Annotated in this window: 20 protein-coding genes; 7 read left to right on the forward strand and 13 right to left on the reverse strand. The window is 62.6% G+C overall.

The window, feature by feature from the left end; translation table 11 throughout:
- Positions 1-152 precede the first annotated feature (152 nt).
- The 5 genes from glgB (at position 153) to glgP (ending at position 9,745) form a co-directional block, all read left to right on the forward strand.
- The gene (gene glgB / locus L1P05_RS15900; RefSeq protein WP_012850104.1) at positions 153-2,363 is read left to right on the forward strand and encodes a 1,4-alpha-glucan branching protein GlgB; all 2,211 of its coding nucleotides are present in this window, start codon (positions 153-155) and stop codon (positions 2,361-2,363) included.
- Positions 2,347-4,326: a glycogen debranching protein GlgX gene (gene glgX, locus L1P05_RS15905; protein ID WP_041692561.1), complete on the forward strand. Its 1,980-nt coding sequence runs from the start codon at positions 2,347-2,349 to the stop codon at positions 4,324-4,326. The genes glgB and glgX overlap by 17 nt, the downstream gene beginning before the upstream one ends.
- A 54-nt stretch (positions 4,327-4,380) precedes the next feature.
- The gene (glgC, locus tag L1P05_RS15910) at positions 4,381-5,661 is read left to right on the forward strand and encodes a glucose-1-phosphate adenylyltransferase (protein WP_012850106.1); all 1,281 of its coding nucleotides are present in this window, start codon (positions 4,381-4,383) and stop codon (positions 5,659-5,661) included.
- A 42-nt stretch (positions 5,662-5,703) separates the two neighbouring features.
- The gene (gene glgA / locus L1P05_RS15915) at positions 5,704-7,137 is read left to right on the forward strand and encodes a glycogen synthase GlgA (protein WP_012850107.1); all 1,434 of its coding nucleotides are present in this window, start codon (positions 5,704-5,706) and stop codon (positions 7,135-7,137) included.
- A 160-nt stretch (positions 7,138-7,297) separates the two neighbouring features.
- On the forward strand, positions 7,298-9,745 hold the full coding sequence (gene glgP, locus L1P05_RS15920; protein WP_034168480.1) for a glycogen phosphorylase: 2,448 nt from the start codon (positions 7,298-7,300) through the stop codon (positions 9,743-9,745).
- 45 nt (positions 9,746-9,790) lie between these two features.
- On the opposite strand, the gene glpD is transcribed toward glgP, so the two are convergent.
- From glpD to glpE, 4 genes are all read right to left on the reverse strand, one after another.
- Positions 9,791-11,299 (reverse strand): glycerol-3-phosphate dehydrogenase, encoded by a 1,509-nt coding sequence (gene glpD, locus L1P05_RS15925; RefSeq protein WP_012850109.1) that lies wholly within the window; start codon positions 11,297-11,299, stop codon positions 9,791-9,793.
- 308 nt (positions 11,300-11,607) lie between these two features.
- Entirely contained in the window at positions 11,608-12,366 is a 759-nt protein-coding gene (locus tag L1P05_RS15930; protein ID WP_012850110.1) for a DeoR/GlpR family transcriptional regulator, read from the reverse strand.
- Positions 12,367-12,429: 63 nt separating this feature from the next.
- Entirely contained in the window at positions 12,430-13,260 is an 831-nt protein-coding gene (gene glpG / locus L1P05_RS15935) for a rhomboid family intramembrane serine protease GlpG (RefSeq protein ID WP_015462459.1), read from the reverse strand.
- Between the two features lie 59 nt (positions 13,261-13,319).
- On the reverse strand, positions 13,320-13,649 hold the full coding sequence (gene glpE / locus L1P05_RS15940; protein WP_012850113.1) for a thiosulfate sulfurtransferase GlpE: 330 nt from the start codon (positions 13,647-13,649) through the stop codon (positions 13,320-13,322).
- A gap of 294 nt (positions 13,650-13,943) precedes the next feature.
- On the opposite strand from glpE, the gene L1P05_RS15945 reads away from it, so the two are divergent.
- Positions 13,944-14,237 carry a hypothetical protein gene (locus L1P05_RS15945; protein ID WP_012850112.1) on the forward strand — a complete coding sequence of 98 codons (294 nt, stop codon included), beginning with the start codon at positions 13,944-13,946 and terminating at the stop codon, positions 14,235-14,237.
- 30 nt (positions 14,238-14,267) lie between these two features.
- Here the strand turns inward: L1P05_RS15945 and ugpQ are convergent, their stop codons facing one another.
- The 5 genes from ugpQ to ugpB form a co-directional block, all read right to left on the reverse strand.
- A complete protein-coding gene (gene ugpQ / locus L1P05_RS15950) occupies positions 14,268-15,017 on the reverse strand; it encodes a glycerophosphodiester phosphodiesterase (protein WP_172454872.1) in 750 nt (249 codons plus the stop codon).
- Entirely contained in the window at positions 15,011-16,114 is a 1,104-nt protein-coding gene (locus tag L1P05_RS15955; RefSeq protein WP_012850115.1) for a sn-glycerol-3-phosphate import ATP-binding protein UgpC, read from the reverse strand. The genes ugpQ and L1P05_RS15955 overlap by 7 nt, the downstream gene beginning before the upstream one ends.
- 24 nt (positions 16,115-16,138) lie before the next feature.
- Complete coding sequence (ugpE, locus tag L1P05_RS15960; protein WP_012850116.1) at positions 16,139-16,981, reverse strand: sn-glycerol-3-phosphate ABC transporter permease UgpE; 843 nt, start codon at positions 16,979-16,981, stop codon at positions 16,139-16,141.
- Positions 16,981-17,865: a sn-glycerol-3-phosphate ABC transporter permease UgpA gene (gene ugpA / locus L1P05_RS15965; RefSeq protein ID WP_012850117.1), complete on the reverse strand. Its 885-nt coding sequence runs from the start codon at positions 17,863-17,865 to the stop codon at positions 16,981-16,983. Before ugpA ends, ugpE begins: the two co-directional genes overlap by 1 nt.
- 66 nt (positions 17,866-17,931) lie before the next feature.
- Entirely contained in the window at positions 17,932-19,212 is a 1,281-nt protein-coding gene (gene ugpB / locus L1P05_RS15970) for a sn-glycerol-3-phosphate ABC transporter substrate-binding protein UgpB (RefSeq protein ID WP_417926540.1), read from the reverse strand.
- Positions 19,213-19,549: 337 nt separating this feature from the next.
- Between ugpB and panM the strand changes: the two genes are divergently transcribed.
- Positions 19,550-19,942: an aspartate 1-decarboxylase autocleavage activator PanM gene (gene panM / locus L1P05_RS15975; protein WP_012850119.1), complete on the forward strand. Its 393-nt coding sequence runs from the start codon at positions 19,550-19,552 to the stop codon at positions 19,940-19,942.
- Here the strand turns inward: panM and L1P05_RS15980 are convergent.
- From L1P05_RS15980 to rpoH, 4 genes are all read right to left on the reverse strand, one after another.
- Positions 19,939-21,075, reverse strand: a complete 1,137-nt coding sequence (locus L1P05_RS15980) for a glycerate kinase (protein WP_012850120.1) — start codon at positions 21,073-21,075, stop codon at positions 19,939-19,941. The two genes, panM and L1P05_RS15980, sit on opposite strands and share 4 nt — an antisense overlap.
- A gap of 15 nt (positions 21,076-21,090) precedes the next feature.
- A complete protein-coding gene (locus tag L1P05_RS15985; protein ID WP_012850121.1) occupies positions 21,091-22,356 on the reverse strand; it encodes a GntP family permease in 1,266 nt (421 codons plus the stop codon).
- A gap of 186 nt (positions 22,357-22,542) precedes the next feature.
- Positions 22,543-23,664, reverse strand: a complete 1,122-nt coding sequence (locus L1P05_RS15990) for a sugar diacid recognition domain-containing protein (protein ID WP_012850122.1) — start codon at positions 23,662-23,664, stop codon at positions 22,543-22,545.
- Between the two features lie 96 nt (positions 23,665-23,760).
- On the reverse strand, positions 23,761-24,615 hold the full coding sequence (rpoH, locus tag L1P05_RS15995) for an RNA polymerase sigma factor RpoH (RefSeq protein ID WP_012850123.1): 855 nt from the start codon (positions 24,613-24,615) through the stop codon (positions 23,761-23,763).
- Between the last annotated feature and the right edge of the window lie 159 nt (positions 24,616-24,774).

The raw sequence follows: 24,774 nt of genomic DNA on the forward strand, positions 1-24,774 counted from the left end.
CGCATTTAAGGAAACCATATTTGCGCTGCGGGGTGCCGACGCACCCTGCCAGCGCCCAGACTGAATGGCCGGCATGAGGATGCACCCGTTCCCCTGCCCCGTCGCTTTTAGGGTAGAACGCATCCCCTGCCGTCAATTAAAGGAAGAATGCCATGTCCGTACTTCCCAGCACTCACAAGATCCAACAACTGCTCGCCGGCCAGTGCGCCGATCCCTTCGCTCTGCTGGGGATGCACACGACCGCTAAAGGGCTGACCGTGCGGGCGCTGATGCCCGAGGCAGAATCGGTACAGGTGGTCGACCGTAAAAACGGGCGCACGCTGGCCACGCTGGAGCGTATCCATGAGGGCGGTTTCTTCTGCGGCCTGGTGCCGCGGCGTAAGAATCCCTTCCCTTATCTGCTGCGCGTCACCTGGGCCAATCATCAGCAGCTGCTGGAAGATCCCTACCGTTTCGGGCCGTTGTTAGGCGAGATCGATAACTGGCTGCTCAAAGAGGGTACCCATCTGCGTCCCTATGAACGACTGGGCGCCCACCTGACCCAGCTGGCCGATATCCGCGGCGTCAGCTTCGCCGTCTGGGCACCCAACGCCCAGCGCGTCTCGGTGGTCGGCAACTTTAACGTCTGGGACGGGCGCCGCCATCCGATGCGCCTGCGTCGGGAAAGCGGTATCTGGGAGCTGTTCATCCCCGGCGTAGAGGCGGGTGAGCTGTACAAGTTTGAGCTGATCGACGCCCGCGGCGAGCGGGTGCTGAAAGCCGATCCCTACGCCTTTGAAGCTCAGATGCGGCCGGATACCGCCTCGCTGGTCGCTCCGCTACCGGAAAAAAGCGCCATCAGCGCCCAGCGCAGCGCCGCCAATGGCTTCAGCGCCCCGATCTCCATCTATGAGGTACACCTCGGCTCCTGGCGACGCCACAGCGACAACGGCTACTGGCTGAGCTACCGGGAAATGGCCGAGCAGCTCATCCCCTACGTCAAAGAGATGGGCTTTACCCATATCGAGCTGCTGCCGATCAATGAGCACCCCTTTGACGGCTCCTGGGGCTATCAGCCGCTGGGGCTATACGCGCCGACCCGACGCTATGGCACGCCGCAGGAGTTCCGTGAATTTATCGACGTCGCCCACGCCGCCGGGATCAACGTCCTGCTCGACTGGGTTCCCGGCCACTTTCCCAGCGACGAGTGGGGGCTGGCTAACTTCGACGGCACGGCGCTGTATGAATACGCCGATCCGCGCGAAGGCTTCCACCAAGACTGGAATACCCTGATCTACAACTATGGCCGCTATGAGGTGCGTAACTTCCTGGCCGGCAACGCCCTCTTCTGGCAGGAGCGCTATGGCATCGACGGCCTGCGCGTCGACGCCGTGGCCTCCATGGTCTACCGCGACTACAGCCGCGCCGCGGGCGAATGGGTTCCCAACTGCTACGGCGGAAACCAGAATCTGGAGGCCATCGAGTTCCTACGCTATACCAACCGGACCCTGGGCGAGCAACACCCCGGCAGCGTCTGTATGGCCGAAGAGTCCACCGACTTTCCCGGCGTCACCCTGCCGCCGGACGCCGGCGGCCTGGGCTTCCACTTCAAGTGGAATATGGGCTGGATGCACGACACCCTCAACTACATGAAGCACGATCCGGTCTATCGCAAATATCACCACAATCTGATGACCTTCGGCCTGCTGTATGCCTGGAGCGAAAACTTTGTGCTGGCCCTCTCCCACGACGAAGTCGTGCACGGCAAGGGCTCGCTGCTGGATAAAATGCCCGGTGACGCCTGGCAGAAATTTGCCAACCTGCGCGCCTACTACGGCTTTATGTGGGCGCATCCCGGTAAAAAGCTGCTGTTTATGGGCGGGGAGTTTGCTCAGGGGCGCGAATGGAACCACGAGTCCAGCCTGGACTGGCACCTGCTAGAGGGCGAAGACAACTGGCACAATGGCGTCCAGCGGCTAGTACGGGATCTGAACCTCTGCTATCGCAGCTGCGGCGCACTGCACCGCTGGGACTGCGACGCGCGTGGCTTCCGCTGGCGAGTGGTCGATGACGATCAGAACTCGGTCTTCGCCTTTGTCCGCCGCGACGATATGGGCAACGAAGTGCTGGTGGTCAGTAACTTTACGCCGGTCCCGCGTCATCACTACCGTATCGGCGTCGATCTGCCGGGGCGCTATCGCGAAATTCTCAATACCGACTCCAGCCACTACCACGGCAGCAACAGCGGTAATCAGGGCGGCGTGCTCAGCGAGGCGGTGGGCAGCCACGGCTGTGAGTACTCCGTCCAGCTGACCCTACCGCCGCTGTCGACGCTCTATCTGTGTCTGGATAATGGGGACGGAGACGATGCTCAGGCCGGGTAAACCCTACCCGTTGGGCGCGCATCTGACGCCGCAGGGGGTCAACTTCGCCATCTACTCGGCGCACGCGCAGCGCATAGAGCTGTGCCTGTTCGATACGGACGGTCATCAACAGTCCTATGAGCTGCCGGCGCGCAGCGGCGATATTTGGCACGGCCTACTGCCCGGCGGACACGCCGGGCTGGAGTATACCTACCGCGTATACGGCCCCTGGCAGCCGGAAAAAGGGCTGCGTTTTAACCCGGCCAAGATGGTGCTGGATCCCTATGCGCGGGCGCTGAGCCATGCGCTGCCGGCGGACGATCGTCTGTGCGGCGGCCTGAGCGATCCGGACTGGCGTGACAACCGTGACCTGCTGCCGCGCTGCATCGTCAACGACGAGCAGTATGCCTGGCGGGAGGATGCGCCGCCCAATACGCCCTGGGGCAGCACGGTTATCTATGAGGCCCACGTCCGCGGCCTGACCCGGCAGCATCCCGGTATCCCGCCGGATCTGCGCGGCAGCTACGCGGCGCTGGCCCACCCCATCATGCTGGAGCACTACGCCCGCCTGGGGATCACCGCCCTGGAATTACTCCCCATCCAGCTGCATGCGGATGAGCCCCGCCTGCAGCGACTGGGGCTAAGCAACTACTGGGGGTACAACGTGCTGGCCCCCTTCGCCATTGAGCCACGTTACCACTCTGGGCGACCCGGCACCACGCCGCTGAGCGAATTCTGCGCCGCCGTCAACGCCCTGCACCGCGCGGGGATCGAGGTGATACTCGACGTGGTGTTTAACCACACCGCAGAACTGGACGAACGCGGGCCGATGGTCTCGCTGCGCGGCATCGACAACCGCAGCTACTACTGGCGCAACGGACAGGGCGCATTGGAGAACTGGAGCGGCTGCGGCAACACCCTGCGGCTGACCAAGACCCACAGCGTGCAGTGGGTCATGGATTGCCTGCGCTACTGGGTGGAGACCTGCCACGTGGATGGATTCCGCTTCGATCTGGGGACGGTACTGGGGCGGACGCCGGACTTTGTCCGCCACTCCCCTCTGTTTGTCGCCATCGCCCAGGATCCGCTGCTGACGCGGGTTAAGTTTATTGCCGAACCCTGGGATATCGGTCCGAACGGTTACCAGTTGGGCCATTTTCCCCAATACTTCGCCGAGTGGAACGATCGCTTCCGCGATGATATGCGCCGTTTCTGGCTGCAGAGCGATCTGCCTAACGGCCTCTTCGCCACCCGTTTCGCCGCCTCCAGCGACCTGTTTCGTCATCACGGGCGCACGCCCTCGTCCAGCATCAACCACATTACCTGCCACGACGGATTCACCCTGCGCGACCTGCTCAGCTACAGCCAGCGCCATAACCAAGCCAACGGGGAGAACAACCGCGACGGTAATACCCACAATTACAGCCACAACCATGGCGTAGAGGGGATTGACGCCGAGGATGAGATCCACGCGCGGCGCCAGGCCAGCGCCCGAGCGCTGCTCACCACGCTGCTGCTGGCGCAGGGAACGCCAATGCTGCTGGCCGGCGATGAGCTTGGCCATAGCCAGCAGGGCAACAATAACGCCTACTGCCAGGATAACCCCATCGCCTGGCTCGACTGGAGCCAGGCCGACGAGGGGCTGCTGCAGTTTACCGCCCAGCTGATCCACCTGCGCCGCCGTATCGCGGCGCTGACCGACAATCGCTGGTGGAACGAGAACGACGGCAGCGTACGCTGGCTGAATGCCGATGCCCAGCCCATGACGGAGGCCCAGTGGCAGGCGGTGCCCCCCGTGGCGCTGCAGATCCTGCTGGCGGAGCAGTGGCTCTTAGTGATCAACGGCGGACCGCAGGCGCAGGCGATCGTCCTGCCGCCGGGCGACTGGCATATTCCGCCGCCGTTTGCCGTATTACGGGAAGACATGCAGGGCGGATGCCAGCATCTTGCGGCGCGCAGCTGCTGTCTCTTTATGCGCATTTAGCGCGCTGGCGCTGCGCCCTTGACGGCGCGAGCGGCCTTTTATAAGGAGTCGGAAATGGTGAAATCGGACAATCAAAATAAACTGATGTTGGCCCGCCAGCTACCGCAGCAGTCCGTTGCGCTGATCCTGGCCGGCGGCCGCGGCTCGCGCCTGAAAGATCTCACCAAAACCCGCGCCAAGCCGGCGGTTCACTTTGGCGGGAAGTTCCGCATCATCGACTTTGCGCTCTCTAACTGTATCAACTCCGGCATTCGGCGCATCGGGGTGATCACCCAGTACCACTCCCATACGCTGGTACAGCACATTCAGCGCGGCTGGTCGATCCTCAATGAGTCCATGAACGAGTTCGTCGATCTGCTGCCGGCCCAGCAGCGTGACGCTTCGGAAACCTGGTATCGCGGCACCGCCGACGCCGTCTACCAAAACCTGGACATCATCCGCCGCTATCAGGCGGACTACGTGGTGATCCTGGCCGGCGACCATATTTACAAGATGGACTACTCGCGCATGCTGCTCGACCACGTGGAAAACGGCGCCGGCTGCACCGTCGCCTGTATCCCGGTACCGCGCGCCGAGGCCAACGCCTTTGGGGTGATGGAGGTCAGCGACGACCACCGCATCCTCAAGTTTTTAGAGAAGCCGGCCCAGCCGCCGGGCATGCCGGGCGATGCCGAGATGTCCCTGGCCAGCATGGGGATCTATGTGTTCAACGCCGACTACCTGTTCCAGCTGCTGGAGGAGGATATCCATACCCCCGGCTCCTGCCACGACTTCGGCCAAGATTTGATCCCCAAGGCCACCGCACAGGGCCGCGCCTGGGCGCACCCGTTCACGCTCTCCTGCGTCACCAGCGGAAACGCCGATACCCCGCCCTACTGGCGCGATGTCGGCACCCTGGACGCCTACTGGCGGGCCAACCTCGATCTGGCGTCGGTAACCCCGGAGCTGGATATGTACGATAACCACTGGCCGATCCGCACCTACATGGAGTCGCTGCCGCCGGCCAAGTTTGTGCAGGACCGCTCGGGGAGCCACGGCATGACCATGAACTCGCTGGTCTCCGGCGGCTGCATCATCTCCGGCTCGGTCGTGGTGCACTCCGTGCTGTTCCCGCGCGTTCGCATCAACTCTTTCTGCACCATCGACTCCTCCGTACTGCTGCCGGATGTCTACATCGGACGCTCCTGTCGGCTGCGCCGCTGCATCGTCGATCGCGCCTGCCATCTGCCGGAGGGCATGGTCATCGGTGAAAACGCCGAAGAGGACAGCCGCCGTTTTTACCGTTCGGAAAGCGGCATCGTATTGGTAACGCGTGAAATGCTCGCGCGTCTGTAATCATCCCCTGCGGCCTGACCGGCCGCAGGCACAGGAGCAATAATGTACGTCTTACACGTGTGTTCTGAACTTTTCCCGCTGCTGAAAACCGGCGGCCTGGCCGATGTGGTCGGCGCCATGCCCGCCGCCCAGATAGCCCAGGGCGCCAACGTACGCGTACTGGTGCCGGGGTTCCCGGCTATCTGCGCCGGGATCCCGGACAGCGATGAAGTGGCCACCCTGGACACCTTTGCCGGGCGAGTGACCCTGCGCTACGGCGTCTACCGCGGCGTCGGGGTCTACCTGATCGACGCGCCCCATCTGTATCAGCGTCCCGGTAGCCCCTACCACGACCAGTGGCAAAACGCCTATGGCGATAACCACCTGCGCTTTGCGCTGCTCGGCTGGATCGCCGCCGAGCTGGCCTGTAACTGCGATCCCTTCTGGCGCCCGCAGGTGGTTCACGCCCACGACTGGCACGCCGGTCTGGCCTGTGCCTACCTGGCAGCGCGCGGTAACCCTGCCCGCTCGGTCTTTACCGTACACAACCTGGCCTATCAGGGGCTGTTCAACGCCCGCCATCTGGACGAGCTGGCCCTGCCCCCTCACTTCTTCCAAATTTACGGGCTGGAGTTTCACGGCCAAATCTCCTTCATGAAGGCCGGGCTGTACTATGCCGACCATGTCACCACCGTCAGTCCGACCTATGCGCAGGAGATAACGCATCCCGAGTTTGCCTATGGCATGGAGGGTCTGCTGCGGTGGCGCGCCCAGGAGGGCACCCTGAGCGGGATCCTCAACGGCGTGGACGATACCATTTGGAACCCGGCCAGCGACGCGCTGATCGCCCGCACCTACCGGCGGGAGACGCTGCGCGATAAGGCCGCGAACAAACTGCATCTGCAGACGGCCATGGGGCTGGAGGTTGACGCCGACAAACCGCTGTTCGCCGTGGTCAGCCGCCTCACCGGTCAGAAAGGGCTTGATCTGCTGCTGGCGGCGCTGCCGACCCTGCTGGAGGGCGGCGCTCAGCTGGCGCTGCTCGGCGCCGGCGATACCCAGCTACAGGAGGCATTTCTGGCCGTCGCCGCGGAGTACCCCGGTCAGGTCGGCGTCCAGATCGGTTACCACGAAGCCTTCTCGCACCGCATCATGGCCGGCGCCGACGTGATCGTGGTGCCAAGCCGCTTTGAGCCCTGTGGGCTGACCCAGCTGTACGGCCTTAAATACGGCTCGCTGCCGCTGGTGCGCCACACCGGCGGCCTGGCCGACACGGTCAACGACTGTGCGCTGGAAAACCTGGCCGACGGCAGCGCCACCGGCTTCGTCTTCCATGACGCCACCGCCGCTGACCTCGCCTGCGCCATCCGTCGGGCGCTGGTGCTGTGGAGCCGTCCGACCCTGTGGCGCTACGTGCAGCGCCAGGCCATGGCGCAGTCATTCGGCTGGGATCTGGCCGCCGAACGCTATCTGGCGCTGTACCGCCAACTACTGTAGGCCGTGCCTACGCGGCCATACGAGCGGCCATACGATGCAGGCCGGCGCAGGCCGGCCCTCTGGCGAAGCGATCCCTGGCAGCAAACGGATATGCGCAGGGGCCAACGCCGTACTACCATAACCGGGCATGGCCCGGCACCGAGGATCGGGAGCTGTCATGATTAACTCACCCTTTAACTATACGTCCCCCGTGGTCAGCGTTGAGGCGCTCAAACACTCTATTGCCTATAAGCTGATGTTTACCGTCGGCAAGGATCCCTCCGTCGCTAACCAGCACGACTGGCTGAATGCGACCCTGTTCGCCGTTCGCGACCGTATCGTTGAGTGCTGGCTGCGCTCGGTTCGCGCCCAGTACTCGCAGGATCTGCGCCAGGTCTACTACCTCTCGATGGAGTTTCTGCTGGGACGCACCCTCTCCAACGCCCTGATGGCGATCGGCGTGTACGATGAAACCAAAAAAGCGCTCGATGAAATGGGCATCGATCTGGATGAACTGCTGAACGAGGAGCTGGACCCGGGGCTTGGCAACGGCGGTCTGGGACGGCTGGCGGCCTGTTTCCTGGATTCGATGGCGACCCAGGGGCTACCGGCCAACGGCTATGGCATCCGCTATGAATATGGCATGTTCAAACAGAATATTGTCAACGGGCAGCAGGCCGAATCACCGGACAACTGGCTGGAGTATGGCAACGCCTGGGAGTTCGTCCGCCACAATACCCGCTACCGGGTTCGCTTTGGCGGCCGTATCCAGCAGGAGGGCAACCGCAGCCGCTGGCTGGAGACCGAAGAGGTCCTGGCGCTGGCCTACGATCAGATAATCCCCGGCTTTGATATCTGCGCGACCAATACCCTGCGCCTGTGGTCGGCGCGCGCCAGCAGCGAGATTAATCTGGGTAAATTCAACCAGGGCGACTACTTTGCCGCCGTGGAGGATAAAAACCACTCGGAAAACGTATCGCGCGTACTCTACCCGGACGACTCGACCTACTGCGGGCGCGAACTGCGTCTGCGCCAAGAGTACTTTCTGGTCTCGGCAACGGTACAGGACATCATCAGCCGTCATCTGCTCACCCACCATCGGCTGGACAACCTGGCAGACAAGGTGGCCATCCACCTGAATGACACCCATCCGGTGCTCTCCATTCCGGAGCTGATGCGCCTGCTGATCGACGAACATCACTACGACTGGGAGCAGGCCTGGCAGGCCGTCATGCAGATCTTCTCCTATACCAACCACACCCTGATGAGCGAGGCGCTGGAAACCTGGCCGGTAGATATGCTGGGACGTATTCTGCCGCGCCATCTGCAGATCATCTTTGAGATCAACGACCACTTTCTCAAGGAGGTGCAGAGCGCCTATCCCGACGACGATGCCCTGCTGCGCCGGGTGTCGATCATCGATGAGAGCAACGGCCGTCAGGTGCGCATGGCCTGGCTGGCGGTGGTCGCCAGCCACAAGGTCAACGGCGTCTCCAAGCTGCACTCTGAGCTGATGGTGACTTCGCTGTTCGCCGACTTCGCCCGCCTGTTCCCGGGGCGCTTCTGTAACAAAACCAACGGGATCACCCCCCGTCGCTGGCTGGCGCAGGCGAACCAGTCCCTGTCAAAGGTGCTGGATGGCGCTATCGGTCAGCGCTGGCGCACCGACCTGAGCATGCTCAGCGAACTGCTGCCGCACGCCGACTACCCCACCTTTATCCGCGAAATTCAGCTGGCCAAGCAGCACAACAAACGCCAGCTGGCGATGTACGTCGCGCTGCACCTGAATACGGTGATTAATCCCAAGGCGCTGTTTGACGTCCAGGTCAAACGCATTCACGAATATAAGCGCCAGCTGCTCAACGTGCTGCACATCATTACGCTGTATAACCGTATCCTGCAGGAGCCGGACGCCGAGCGGGTGCCGCGGGTGAAAATCTTCGCCGGCAAGGCGGCCTCTGCCTACTACAATGCCAAGCTGATCATTCGACTGATCAACGACGTCGCCAAGGTGATCAACGCCGACGAGCGGCTGGGCGGTCAGCTGAAGGTCGTTTTCATCCCCAACTACAGCGTTAGCCTGGCGCAGCTGATCATTCCAGCGGCCGATCTGTCGGAGCAGATCTCGACCGCTGGCACCGAGGCCTCCGGCACCAGCAACATGAAGTTCGCCCTCAACGGCGCGCTGACTATCGGCACCCTGGACGGCGCCAACGTCGAGATCCGCGAGCGGGTTGGCGCCGAAAATATGTTTATCTTCGGCAACACCACCGAGGAGGTGGAGGCGCTGCGGCGCAACGGCTATAACCCACGCGACTACTATGAGCGCGATCCGGAGCTGAACCAGGCGCTGAACCAGATAGCTTCCGGGCTGTTTTGCCCAGAGGAGCCGCGGCGCTACGCCAGTCTGTTTGACTCGCTGATTAACTTTGGCGATCACTATCAGCTGCTGGCGGACTACCGCAGCTATGTCGATATGCAGGATCAGGTGGATGAAGTGTACGCCCATCCCGACGAATGGGCGCGTAAGGCGCTGCTGAACATCGCCAACATGGGGTATTTCTCGTCTGACCGCACCATTCGTGAGTATGCCGACGAGATCTGGCAGATCAAACCGGTCAAGCTCTGAGTGACCTAACGTGCCAAGGCCTCCCGTCGGAGGCCTTGGCTATTTTCAGGAAGGCGACGATGTCTCCGCCGCCGGGCGGTGGGCCGCCAGCCACTCGGCTACCCGCTGACGCTGCGCGTCATCCAGCCACATCCCCAGCTTGGTGCGACGCCACAGGGCGTCCTCCGCCGTCGTGACCCACTCATGCCCCGCCAGATAGTCGAGCTCCGCCGCATACAGTCCATGGCCGAAGTGTTCGCCTAAGTCAGCCAGCGACGCCGCGGAGCCGATTAACCGCTCACTGCGCGCGCCGTAGGTATGGGCATAGCGGCGCGCCAGCGCCTGCGGCAGCCAGTCATGGCGCTGACGCAGCGCAGCGGCATAGCTGTCCCGATCGCAGCCCATCTCCCCGCCGGGCAGCACCGCGCCCTTGGTCCAGGCATCGCCGCAGTGCGGATAGTAGGGGCGCAGCTTTTCCAGTGCGTGCTCCGCCAGCTTACGGTAGGTGGTCAGCTTGCCGCCGAAGACCGACAGCAGCGGCGCCGCGCCGTCCCGATCGTGAATATCCAGCGTATAGTCACGGGTGATCGCCTGCGGCGAATCCGATTCATCGTCGCACAGCGGGCGCACCCCGGAGTAGGTCCAGACGATATCTTGTCGATTCAGCTGGCGCACAAAGTGGCTATTGTAGACCTGAAGCAGATAGTCTATTTCGCCCTCGTCAATCTGCACTGCGCGCGGATCGCCGTGATACTCCACGTCGGTGGTGCCGATGATGGAGAACGCATCCAGCCACGGGATCACGAAGACAATGCGCTGATCCTCATTTTGCAAAATATACGCCTGCGGCTGGTCATGCACCCGTGGAACCACGATATGGCTCCCCTTGATCAGCCGAATCCCGTAGGGGGACTTGAGCTGCAGGCCGTCATCAAACAGCTGCTTGACCCACGGGCCGGTGGCATTGACCAGACCGCGGGCGCGCCAGGTCAGCGTCTCCCCGCTGTCGATGTCGCGCGCCTCAACCACCCATATGCCCTCCTCGCGCCAGGCGCGGGTCACCTCGGTGCGCGTGCGTACCTCTCCGCCGCGCTCCACCACCGCCATGGCGTTGAGCACCACCAGGCGGGCATCGTCCACCCAGCAGTCGGAGTACTCAAAGCCGCGCGTCAGGCTGGGCTTCAGCACTGAACCGGCGCCGAAGCGCAGGGCGCAGCTGCCCGGCAGGCTGGTGCGTTTACCGAGATGATCATACAGAAACAGGCCGGCGCGGATCATCCAGGCCGGGCGTAAATGCGGCTGATGCGGCAGGCGAAAGCGCAGCGGAAAGGCGATGTGCGGCGCCATCTTCAGCAGCACCTCACGCTCCGCCAAGGCCTCGCTCACCAATCGAAACTCATAGTGTTCGAGATAGCGCAGGCCCCCATGGATCAGCTTCGAGCTGGCCGACGAGGTGGCGCAGGCGAGATCGCGCGCCTCCAGCATCAGCACCGATAGCCCGCGACCGGCGGCATCGGCCGCAATACCCGCACCGTTAATACCGCCACCGATGACGATTACGTCTTTGATATCCACGACTCCTCCCGCTCTCTGCAATACGCCACAATGTTCGTTTTCGAGCATTATGATATGCGATAAGCAACAAACACACCATCCATTAACCAAATAAAAACACAGTTACGCGATGCGGATAACACAAAGTTGATATTGTCATTACATATTGTGTGGATAATGGCGAACCGATGCCGCCCAAGCGGCGCGAAGGCAGAAGAGAGCCGCAGGGGCGGGGCGGAGGTCGCGCAGTGGGACGCCGATAGCGTCCCACTGCGGACGGAGAGAGGATGAGCTCGGCGTCGACCCCATAGGCCGTGACGAGGTATCGCCTAGCAGATCTCCAGCTGAACGCTGTGCTGTTCGATCACTTTTTGCAGCCCCTGCGGCGGCTGCTGATCGGTAAACAGATAGTCCACCAGCTCCATGGTCCCCAGATTTACCATCGCGTTGCGGCCAAATTTGGAGTGATCCGTTACCAGCATCACGCAGCGGGAGTTCTCAATGATCGCCCGCTTGGTACGCACCTCGTGATAATCAAACTCCAGCAGAGAGCCGTCCATATCGATACCGCTGATGCCAAGGATCCCGTAGTCCAGGCGGAACTGGGAGATAAAGTCGAGCGTCGCCTCGCCGACGATGCCGCCGTCGCGGGTGCGAACTTCGCCGCCGGCCAAGATCAGACGAAAATCCTCTTTCACCATCAGCAGGCTGGCCACGTTGAGATTATTGGTCACCACCCGCAGGTTATGATGGTTAAGCAGGGCGTAGGCAACGGCCTCCGGCGTAGTACCGATATCGATGAACAGGGTTGCGCCGTCGGGGATCATGCTGGCGACCCGCCGGGCAATACGCGCCTTCTCTTCCGACCACATTCCCTTGCGATCGTGATAGGCCGCGTTGACCGAGCTCGACGGCATCGCGGCGCCGCCGTGATGGCGGTGGATCTTATTCTGTTCAGCCAGGTCATTCAGATCGCGGCGGATGGTCTGCGGGCTCACGTCGAAGTGTTCGACCAACTCCTCGGTGCTGACATAGCCCCGCTGACGGACCAGATCGATAATCGCTTCATGGCGCTGTGTTTGTTTCACGAAAATTCCCCTGCGTTTACCGGCTCCCCCGGCAGCATTAAAACGGAACAGCGGGCGACAGCCTCACTGTCGGCGGAAATGGCGCATATCCCAAAACGCCATCAACAGGCCTATCACCAGGCCACCGGCGTGAGCGGCATTGGCAATCGCCAGACCAAACCAGTTGAAATAGCCGGCCACCAGCCACAGCAGCGAAAACAGCATCAGGCCGCGCGGCATGGCAACGCCAAACTGCGGCGCACGTTCACCGCACCACCAGACATAGCCCATCAGGGCATACACAACGCCGGACAGGCCGCCGAAGAAAATCCCGCTAAACAGCGACTGTGCCCAGGCGCTCATCAGCGCGGAAACCAGCGCTATCTGCGCCAGCTTGGCGGCGCCCAGACGCTTCTCAACCTGACCGCCCAGATACCACCACCACATCAGGTTGAAGATGATGTGCAGCGGTGAAAAGTGCAGCAGCGCCGGCGTAAAGTAGCGCCACAGCTGATAGCGCTGCGCCGCATCCGCGGGCCAGGCCAGATAAGCCATCACCGCGCCGTCGCCCAGCGCCAGCTGCAGCAGATACACCAGGATGCACAGCAGCGTCACCCCGATTGTCAGCGGACCGGTCTGGCGGGCAAAACTGCGCAGGTAGCCAAAATGGGCATAGTGTAGCCCGCTGTGAGTCGAGCCGCTTTGCCAGCTGGCGGCCTGATAGCGCGGGTGCTGCGGCGCCTGCAAAAAACGCTGCAGCTCCTGCTCGACCTGCGCCAAACGGCTATCATCAGCCAGCCACAGGGCCACGCCCTGCTGCCCGCTCTCCGCCTCCAGACGCACGCCCTGTGTCGCCATATAGTCAATAAATGCCTGCGCCAAACGCGGGTTAGGCAATGTGATCACACGAACCATGAATACCTGCTTATATCGATAACCACTGACGGTGCGCGCCTCAGTCGCCGGTGCGCGCCTCAGTCGCCGCCGCGAGCCACCGCGTCAGGGTAGGCCCGCTGCCAGGCGTCAAAGCCGCCGTCAATACTGTAAACCTCATCAAACCCCTGGTGCAGCAGATACTGCGCCGCGCCGCGGCTGCTATTGCCGTGGTAACACATCACCATCACCGGCTGAACGCCGTCATACTGCCGCATCAGCGCGGGCAGCGTCGCATCCGTTAGATGAAACGCGCCGGGCACGTGTCCGGCGGCATAGCTCTGTGCATCCCGGATATCCAGCAACAGCGTCTGCCCCTGCGCCAGCATGTGCTGCGCCTGCGCGACGGCGATCGTCTCAAACTGCTCCATACTCCACCTCTGCCTCTCTCGAAAAGAGGCGCATTGTAACTGTTTTGTTAAATGCAGAATACGACAACGGTGCGCGAACGCCCGCCAAAGAAGAGTCTGGGCAGGCTCGCTGGAGCCCCCCAGAGATTGCGGCTTTTGCATTAAAAAGCAAGCACAAAAAGCGCGATCGGCCGGACGGCGGACAAAATCCCCCACCGCCATCCCACTTTGCGCCACGCGGCTCGTCGCGCCGTTGATTATACTGACGCAGAGGCGCAGCCATACCGGCGGTGCCGCCGTGACGGAGACGTTTCCATGAGATACATCGTCCTCACCCTGAGCCTGCTGGGCGGCGCGCTCTTGCCCGCCCATGCCGATAGCGCCCTGATGCAGCAGCAGCAGCAGATGATCCAGCAACAGCAGCAGCAGTTTCAGCAGCAGCGCAACAGCGCCGCGCAGCAGAGCCTGCGCAACACCCAAACGCAGATCCAGCGCGATGCCCAGGCACAGCAGATTCAGCAGCTGAATCAGCGTATGCAGCGCAACGATCCGCTGTGGCAAAGCCAGCAAGGCGTCACGCCGACGCCGATCCCGCCGCGCGCGCAGTAGCCGTCGTCGACGCGCTTGGCGCCGTCCGCCTCAGCGTTTGGCGAAGTCAGGGCCGATAAGGTCGATGCGATCGGTACAGATGCTGTCGACGCCCCAGTCGAGCAGTTCACGCGCCCGCTGCGGCTGATTCACCGTGTACACCAGGATATGCAGCCCGGCGCGGCGGATCGCCGCCACGCGTTCGGCGTTCAGGGCATGGTGATCGATATGCAGCGCGACGCAGCCTAGCGCATGGGTTAGCGCCTGCCACTCCTCATCCCACGCCTCCAGCAGCAGCCCACGCGGCAGCTGCGGCGCGACGCGCTGAGCCTCGGCCAGCGCCGGCTGTGAGAAAGAAGACAGCAGCGGCGGCACCGCGGCATCCTGCCACAGGTCAGCGGCGGCCAGCGCCACCGCCCGCCCGGTATCGACATCACAGCCGTGGGTAGGCTTGATCTCGATATTGGCCATCATCCCATGCTGCCGACAGCGCGCGGCGACCTGGCTCAGCAGCGGCAGCGGCTCGCCGGCAAAGCGACGACTGAAGCCGCCCCCGGCATCCAGGCCCACCAGTCGCGCCCAGGACTGCTCGCCCGCCACGCCCCAGCCGTTGGTGGTTCGCTCCAGCGTGTCGTCATGCAGTAAAAAGATCTGCCCGTCAGCGCTCAGCTTCGCATCGAACTCAATCATGGTATGACCATGGCTGGCCCCCACGTCGATTGCCGCCAGGGTATTCTCCGGCGCCAGCTTGCCGCCGCCGCGGTGGGCGACGATGGCCGGATAAGGCCAGTGACTCATGATGATGGTTCCTCTGCGGACGGCGCGATACGCCGCCCGTCGCTAGGTTCAAAGAAGTGCAGGTTATCCTGCGGTAGCACCAGCTGCAATACGCTGCCGATGGCCGGCACCGCCTGATAGGGTAAACGCACGGTGACGCTCTGGCCGCCCCAGCGCCCGTGCGCCAGGTTGTCGGCGCCCAGCAGCTCCAGCGTATCGATGGTCAGCCCGTTCCCCGTCTCGCCCTGCGTCGCGCTGGCGCACCGCAGGTGTTCAGGACGGATCCCGAGCGTCAACGATCGGCCGGCCAACGCCGGCAGCGGCCGCTGCAGCCGGATGCGCTGATCCTGCGCTAGACAAAAGGTCTGCCCATCGTCCGCCAGCGCGCCGTCAAACAGATTCATCGCCGGAGCCCCCATGAATCCGGCGACAAAGCGGCTGGCCGGGCGATGATAGATCTCGGTCGGGGTGCCGATCTGCTCGGCGACCCCCTTATTGAGCACGATAACCCGCTGGGCCAGCGTCATCGCCTCCACCTGATCGTGGGTGACATAGAGACTGGTGGTCTTCAGCCGCCGATGCAGCTGCTGCAGCTCCAAGCGCATCTGCACCCGCAGCTTGGCATCCAGGTTGGAGAGCGGCTCATCAAACAGGAAAACCGCCGGCTCGCGGACAATCGCCCGCCCCATCGCGACGCGCTGGCGCTGACCGCCGGACAGTTCGCCGGGGCGCCGATCCAGCAGCGCGCCCAGCTCAAGGATCTGGGCGACCTCCTCGACCCGCCGACGGATCTGCTGCTTACCCAGCCCGCGGATCTTCAGGCCGTAGCCCATGTTGTCCGCCACCGTCATATGGGGATACAGCGCGTAGTTCTGGAACACCATCGCCACGCCGCGATCTTTAGGCTCCCGCTGGGTCACCCGCTCATCGCCGATATAGATATCGCCGCCGCTGGTCTGCTCCAGACCGGCCACCATGCGCAGCAGGGTGGACTTACCGCAGCCGGAGGGGCCGACCATCACGATAAACTCGCCATCCTGCACCTCCAAATCGATCCCTTTGATGATCGTCTGCCGTCCATCATAGCTTTTACTGACATTCTGTAATGTTAAACGCGCCATTGAGTCGTCCGTTTCCTCATCCAATCATTTATCGCTATCGACCAAGCCGCGCACAAACCAGCGCTGCATGGTAAACACCACCACCAGCGGAGGAAGCAGCGTCAGCAGCAGCGCCGCCATGACGCGCTGCCACTCGGTGGCCCCCTCACCGCTGGCGATGGCGCTTTTAATGCCCACCATCGCCGTCCCCATGCCCGGATCGCTGGCGATCAGCAGCGGCCATAGGTATTGATTCCATCCATAGATAAAGGTGATCACAAACAGCGCCGCCAGGTTGGTTCGCGACAGGGGGAACAGCACGTCGCGGAAAAAGCGCATCGGCCCCGCGCCGTCGATGCGCGCCGCCTCAACCAGCTGCGGCGGCAGCGTCATAAAAAACTGACGGAACAAAAACGTAGCGGTCGCCGACGCCATCAGAGGCAGCGTCAGCCCGGTATAGCTGTCCATTAGCTGCAGCCCGGCCATCACCTCGACCGTCGGGAAAATGCGCACCTCAACCGGCAGCATCAGGGTAATAAATATCAGCCAAAAAAACAGGTTACGCAGCGGAAAACGAAAATAAACGATGGCGAAGGCCGACAGCATCGATACGCTGATCTTGCCCACGGTGATCACCAGCGCCATCACCAGGCTGTTCAACAGCTGACGGCCAAAGGGGGCGCCGTTGCCGATCCCCTGCTGCCAGACGTGACGAATGTTATTCCACAGCTCGCCGCCGGGCAGCAGCGGCATCGGCGACTGAAAGACCTGAGCCCGATCCAGGGTCGCCGTCACCAGCGCCACATACAGTGGAAACAGGATCGTCAGCGCCCCGGCAATGAGCATCAGGTGGCTGAACCACGCCAGCCCTCTACGGTTCTCTATCATCAGTAGCGCACCTTACGCTCAACATAGCGAAACTGGATCAGGGTCAGTGCGATCACCATCGTCATCAGCACCACCGACTGCGCCGCGGAGCTGGACAAATCCAGCCCGGCGAATCCTTCGCGGTAGATCTTATAAATCAGGGTGGTGGTGGATTGTCCCGGCCCGCCGCCGGTGGCAGCATCGATGACGGGAAAGGTATCGAAAAAGGCGTAGACCAGATTGACCACCAGCAGGAAAAAGCTCACCGGGGCGATCAGCGGCAGAACGATATGCCAGAAGCGCCGCAGCGGCCCGGCGCCGTCGATGGCCGCTGCCTCGATCAGCGAGCGCGGCACCGACTGTAATGCAGCCAGAAAAAACAGAAAGTTATAACTCACCTGCTTCCATACTGAGGCCAGCACCACCAGAAACATCGCCTGTCCGCTGTAGCGGGCGTGGTTCCAGTCATAGCCGATGCTCGCCAACGCATGGCTGATAAGCCCCATGCCAGGGCTGAACAAAAACATCCACAGCACCGCCGCAATGGTCGGGGCGACGGCGTAGGGCAGGATAAACAGGGTCTGGTAAATGCGGCGGCCGCGCAGGACCTGATTCACCAGTGCGGCAAAAAACAGCGAAATAACCAGGCCGCTGACGGTCACCAGCGCGCTAAACCACAGGGTGGTGCGCAGCGACGCCAGGTAGTAGGGGTCATCCAGCAGCTGGACAAAGTTCGCCAGCCCAACAAAGCGGCTGGACAGACCAAAGGGGTCCACCTGCTGCAGGGAGTACCACAGCGCCTCACCGGCGGGCCACAGAAAAAAGATCGCGGTGATCGCCAGCTGGGGCGCCATTAACGCATAGGGCAGCCAGCTGCGGCCATAAACGGGGATCGGGGAGTTCATCTTGCTTCAACCTACCTCATGCCATGACGCCGCACTCGGCGACGCCATGGCCAACGCACCATGGAACTAACGGGTACTCTGCTCAAAACGCGCCAGCAGCCGATCGCCGCGCATCACGGCGTTATCCAGCGCCTGCTGGGCACTCTGCTTGCCGGTCCAGACCCCCTCTAGCTCCTCGTCTACCACGGTGCGGATCTGCGGCATGTTGCCCAGACGTACGCCTTTAGTAAACGGTAGCGGCGCTTTATTCAGCATCTGGCGCGTCGCCGTATCGGCGCCGGGATTGCGATCGTAGAATCCCTGCTGTCGCGTCAGCTCATAGGCAGCGGTCGTCACCGGCAGATAGCCGGTCTTTTGATGCCACTCCGCCGCATTCTCCGGGCGGGTGAGAAAGCGGAGAAACTCGGCGACGCCGCGGTAAGTCTGCGGGCTCTTACCGTTCATGACCCACAGGCTGGCGCCACCGATAATGGCATTCTGCGGCGCGCTGCCGATACGCTCATCGTAGGGCATAAAGGCGACGCCATAGTCAAACTTGGCGTACTGGCGAATATTGGCCAGCGAACCGGAAGAGGCGGTGACCATCGCGCAGTCACCGTTATAGAATTTGGCGGTCGGCTCATCCTTACGCCCGAAGTAGCTAAAATCTCCCTGCTTCAGCATATCTGCCAGGCGCTGAATATGGGCCACCTGCGTCGGCTGGTTAAAGGTCAGGCGCGCGGACGGACCGCCGAAGCCGTTATTCTCCGAAGCAAAGGGCAGGCCGTTCCAGGCGCTGAAGTTTTCCAACTGCACCCAGCCCTGCCAACCGGTGGCATAGCCACAGCGCATGCCGCTCTGGCGCAGCGTGGCGGCGTACTGCGCCAGCTGTTGCCAGGTCTGCGGCGGCGCCTGCGGATCCAGCCCCGCCTTTCTGAAGGCCTCTTTATTGTAGTAGAGCACCGGCGTCGAGCTGTTGAACGGCTGAGACAGCAGATGCCCATTGTCGCCATCGGCATAGTACCCGGCGACCGTCGGCACAAACTGCCCTTCATCAAAGGCGATCCCTGCCTCCTGAAAAACCTGGTAAACCGGCTTCACCGCCTGACGCGCCTGCATCATCGTCGCCGTTCCGACCTCATACACCTGCAGGATCGCCGGTGCCTTACCGCTGCGGAAGGCCGCGATGCCGGCCGCCATGCTCTGCTCGTAGTCGCCCTTGTAGATCGGCACCACCCTGTAGTCACGCTGTGACTGGTTAAAGCGCGCCGCCAGGCTATCCACCTCTTTGCCCAGCTCGGCATCCATTGAATGCCAGAACGGGATCTCGGTGACCGCCCATCCCGGGCCGCTCAGCGTCAGGGTCATGGCCAGCGAGGCCAGCGTCAGTGTTACCTTGTTAACCATTCCATCTCTCCGTGGTGAAACGCTCATAGGCGCGCAACTAATTGAGTGATAAACAACATATTGCTTGCGCTGCGTACCATGCCACGTGCGTATGACAGAAAAATAACCGCGGGATGAAATAAAAATGACGTGACCGTGACACCCGGCGCCGCGCCGAGAGCGATCATCAGAACGAGAGGTCGCGCAGCGGGAGAGAGGGTGACGGCGGCATCACGCGCGCCCCCCTGCGCCCGCGCCGGGAATGCCGTACAATGAGCGGCACGCCGCCTGTGCTCCCCCATCACCTAATGGAAGGCCCATGAAACTTACCATTGAACGTCTGCATACCCTCAACGCCGCCGATCTGGGCGATCTGCAAAAAATCTGGCCGCAGCAAACGCCGCAGATGTGGCAGCGCGGGCTGGACAGCGGCGACGCGCTGTTTGTCGCCCGCTTTAACGATCGCCTGCTGGCCGCCGTGAAGGTGACGCAGGATAACGGTATCGCGACCCTGCGCGATCTGATGGTTCGCCAGGTCACCCGTCGGCGCGGCGTTGGCCTGTACCTGGTAGAGGATACGCTGCGCCAGCTGCCGAACATTCACGCCTGGCAGCTGCCGCTTGGCGATATTCCGCCAGCGCAGCACGCCGTCATGGACGGCTTTATGCGCGCCTGCGGCTTTAGCCGCCGGGCGGAGGGCTGGCGCCGTTAACCGCGCGCGGCGCGCCAAACCGCCGCAACGTTGCGGGCCGTAACGCGCAGATTATCGTGCGCCTGTGCCAGCGCCTCTTCCAGGGGGGAAACGCGGCACAGTACCGAAAAGACCGCGTCCAGCCCATGGGCATGCACCACGCCATAGTCGGGCGCCATCCCCCCGGCTAACGCGATGACCGGCACGCCGGCGGCCTTCGCCACCCGCGCTACGCCGATCGGCGTCTTGCCGTGTACGGTCTGGCTGTCGATACGCCCCTCGCCGGTGATCACCAGGCTGGCCCCCTGTACCGCCTGCGCCAGATCCAGCGCCTCGGTGACGATCTCAATACCGGGACGCAAACGAGCATTCAGCAGGCCGCACAGCGCTGCGCCCATGCCACCGGCCGCGCCGCTTCCCGCCACCGTCAGCACCGCGCGACCGCTGACCTGCTCCAGCAGCGTGCCATAGCGATGTAGGGCCGCATCCAGCCGGTGTACCTGCGCCGGCGTAGCCCCTTTCTGCGGGCCGAATACCGCCGATGCCCCCTGCGGGCCGCACAGCGGATTATCGACATCGCAGGCCACCAGAATATCGGTTTGCGCCAGACGGGCATCGACCCCCGTCAGATCGATCTGCGCCAGCTCACCCAGGGCGCCGCCGCCGTAGGCCAGCGCCCGCCCCTGCGCATCGCTGAGCCTGGCACCCAGCGCCTGCATCATCCCCGCGCCGCCGTCGTTGGTCGCACTGCCACCGATCCCCAGGATCAATCGGCGCGCGCCGCGATCGAGCGCCGCCAGGATCAGTTCGCCGGTACCATAAGAGGTGGTCACACAGGGATCGCGCTGCCCGGGCGGCACCAGATGTAAACCGGAGGCGGCCGCCATCTCGATCACCGCGGTTTCGCCGTCGCCCAGCCAGCCAAAAAAGGCCGCCACCGGCTGCCCAAGCGGGCCAGTCACCGTCTGCGCAATGCGCCGTCCACCGGTCGCCGCGACCATGGCATCGACGGTGCCCTCGCCGCCGTCCGCCATCGGCAACAGCAGGTAGTCGGCATCGGGATAGATCTCACGAAACCCCTGCTCAATCGCCTGTGCCACCTGCATCGCGCTCAGGCTCTCTTTAAACGAATCGGGGGCGATCACAACTTTCATACTCTGTCTTCTCCGTTAACCCGCCAGGTGGAATACGCCGAACATCAGCGTGGAAATCAGCGCGATCATCAGACCGACCGCAGTTTCATAAGGGATAAGCTTCAGGCGCTCATGCACCTGCATATTGACGCTGCCGCCGGTGGCATGAAAGAAGCTACCGTGCGGCATGTGATCAAACACGGTCGCACCGGCATGGATCATCGCCGCTCCGGCCAGCGCCGTGATCCCCATCTCCAGCAGGGTCGCGCTAAAGACGGCGGAAGCCACGGCGGTGCCCGCCGTCGTCGACGCTGTGGCCATCGACATCAGCGCACCGGAGACCGGCGCCAACAGATAAGAGGGCAAACCGGATGCCCCCAGACCGTCGATCAGCACCGTTTTCAATCCGGAGTTGGCGATGATCCCGGCCAGCGTACCGGTGCCCAGCAGCATGATCGCGACCGGCGCCATGCGCGACAGTCCGGAGACCATGTAGCGGTTGGCGTGACGCCACTGCCCCATGGCCAGCAGTCCGATCAGCCCCCCCAGCGGCAGGGCCAGCAGGGGGTCAATGGCGATGCCCGCGATGGGGCGCAGGGCCAGCAGCACAATGGCCACCAGCGGCGCGGTCAGCGCGGCCATGAAGCTGGGCTGACTGACGTGATCGGCGGCCACCAGTTCATGGGCCTGAACCTTACTGCCGTGCCCGCGCAGGCGCCGCGCCAGCAGGTAAGCCAGAGCCAGGCCGAACAGGCCGGGCACGATACCGGCCATCATCAGAGAGGTCAGCGGCACGTTGAACGCCTCCGCCGCGGCGATGGTATTGGGGTTGGGGGACATGACGTTTCCCGCCTTGCCGCCGCCGACCATCGCCAGCAGAATGGCCATTTTAGAGATGTCGGCTCGGTGAGCGATAGCCAGCGCAATCGGCGAAACGGTGATCACCGCCACATCGACAAAGACGCCGACGGCGGTCAGCAGCAGCGTGGCCACCGCCAGCGCCAGCAGCGCCCGTCCCTCGCCGACGCGGCGTACGATCGTCTCGGCGAGGGCGCTGGCGGCGCCGGACTCAATCAGTACCCCGGCCAGGATCCCCGCGCCGAGAATACGCAGCACTGCGCTGGTGATTCCCTGCGCCCCGCCGATCATCAGAGCGATGGTCTGCACCAGATCGGCCCCGCCGACCAATCCCCCGACCAACGCGCCGGCAATCATACCGTAGGCTGGCGGAACCTTGCGTAAAATCAAAACGATGGCAACGATTAGTGCGACAAGCGCCCCCGTTGCGGATACGGTCACCATAGAATGACTCCTCTTGTTATTTTTATCGGTATGGCCGCCGAGGGCGGCAAAGGGTACTCAGTGCTCTCCCGCCGGGCGGGATCGCATCGATGCCGAGCCATTATGAAAAATATGCGGGGAAAAGCTTGGGGGAAACGGACAGAAAACGCGCCGTGGGGCGGCGCTGTTTTTGTAGGAAACACCAAATTAGCCGTGGAGCTGCATACCGAGATAAAGCTGGATGATGCTCTGTAACTGATTGATATTTAAATTAGTAATATCAGATATCCGCTGCAGACGATAGCGCAGGGTATTGACGTGAATATGCAGCAGTTTTGAGGTTTGAGACAGCTCACAGTTCTGAGCAAAAAATGTCCTCAGGGTCCGACACAGCACCCCGCGACTATCCTGACGCTGTAGCCGCAGCCACGCCTGCCCCAGCTCATCCGCCTGCCAGCTGCCGGCCAGATGCTCCAGCAGCGTCGGCAGCACATGATCCTGATAATAAATCACCGTCCCGGCCAGGGCATGGCGACGCGCCAGCGCCTGAAGCGCCTGCGCGCTGCGGTAGGAACGACAGACGGCGCCGGCGCCGGAGAATGCTCCCCCGACATAGATATGCAGCGCGAAACGCGCCGCGATGCCGCGAGTCAGCTGGCGCACCGTCCGGCGCAGCGCCGGGCTCTCCACCGCGCCGTCGCCGCAGGGCAGCAGCATCACCAGCTGGCCAAAGCCCTGTACCCCGATCAGCGCCTCGCGGTACTGCGCCGTCAGGGCCTCCAGCAGAGCGCGCAGCGTCTCATGGTGGGCATCCTGCAGCGTAAACAGCAGCGCAATTCGCGGCTGAGCGACGTCAACGCCCAGATAGGCCGCCGTCGCCGCCAGCTGGACCTCATCGCGCTCGTCGGCGATCAGCTGCTGTACCAGGGTCTCGCGATAGCGTTTCTCCCACTGGCTCTGCTCCAGCAGCGCCGCCTGCTCCAGAATCAGCTCCGCCGCCATACGCACCAGCTCGCCATAGGCCCGCACCTCGCCCGGCGCACCGGAGATCCCCACCACGCCGACCAGACGGCGACGGAACGTGATTGGTAAATTGATCCCGGGGCGCACGCCGCGCAGCTGACGGGCCGCCGCCTCATCGATTTCGATAAGGCGATTTTCTGCCAGCGCCAGCACCGCCCCCTCATGACGCTGATGCAGGCGGGCCGTATCGCCAGAGGCGATGATCACCCCGTGGGCATCCATTACGTTGACCGAATGGCCGATAATCTCCATCGCCCGATGAACGATCTGTCGGGCCACGGCTTCGCTGAGATCGCTGCCGTCCATACATCCTCCATCCGTACGCCCGGCGCGGCGACGCCGACGTGCGGACACAAAAAAGGCGATGCCATCGCATCGCCCTTTATCCTGCCGTTACCGCGCTCAGGCTTCTATCGCCGCACGCAGCTTCTTCATGGCATTTTTTTCCAGCTGACGCACGCGCTCTGCGGAAACGCCATAGCGATCGGCCAACTCTTGCAGAGTGGCCTTATTGTCGCTGTCCAGCCAACGGGCGCGAATGATGTGCTGACTACGCTCGTCCAGCCCTTCCAGGGCGACGCTCAGCTTATCTGCGGCGTGGCTTTCCCAGTTGTCATCCTCGATCTCATTGGCAAAGTCGGAGGACTTATCCTGCAGGAACAGCACCGGCGCCGTCGGCGCGCCCTCCTGCTCGTCATCACCGGGCAGGTCGAACGCCATGTCCTGAGCGGCCATGCGCGACTCCATTTCCAGCACGTCTTTCTCGCTCACGCCCAGCTCTCGGGCTACCAGCTCGACCTCGTCCTGATTAAACCAGCCCAGACGCTGCTTGGTTTTACGCAGGTTAAAGAACAGCTTACGCTGAGCTTTCGTGGTCGCGACCTTAACGATACGCCAGTTGCGCAGCACATATTCATGGATCTCGGCTTTGATCCAGTGCACGGCAAAGGATACCAGGCGCACCCCCATCTCGGGGTTAAAGCGGCGCACGGCCTTCATCAGGCCGATATTACCTTCCTGGATCAGGTCTGCCTGCGGCAGTCCGTAGCCGGCGTAGTTACGGGCGACATGAACCACAAAGCGCAGGTGTGACAGGATCAGCTGTTTGGCGGCATCCAGGTCTCCCTTGTAATGCAGCCGTTCCCCCAGCGCCCGCTCTTCCTCTGCCGTCAGCATCGGATAGGCGTTGGCAGCCCGCACGTAGGCCTCCAGACTGCCCTGGGGAACCAAGGTTAAAGTTTGCATTTCTTTGGTCATCAAACCCTCTCAATACGATAACAGTCCGTGCACTACAGCTTCCGGCCGGGCAAAAGGGCCAAACAACGAAAGTTAGCACGATTCTGCATAATTTGACCGTGAGTCATCCCACAAGTTCACTATTATAGCGGATATTATTGCACAAATCTGCAACAGTGA

This window comes from Edwardsiella piscicida, from assembly GCF_021733145.1.
Lineage (GTDB): Bacteria > Pseudomonadota > Gammaproteobacteria > Enterobacterales > Enterobacteriaceae > Edwardsiella > Edwardsiella piscicida.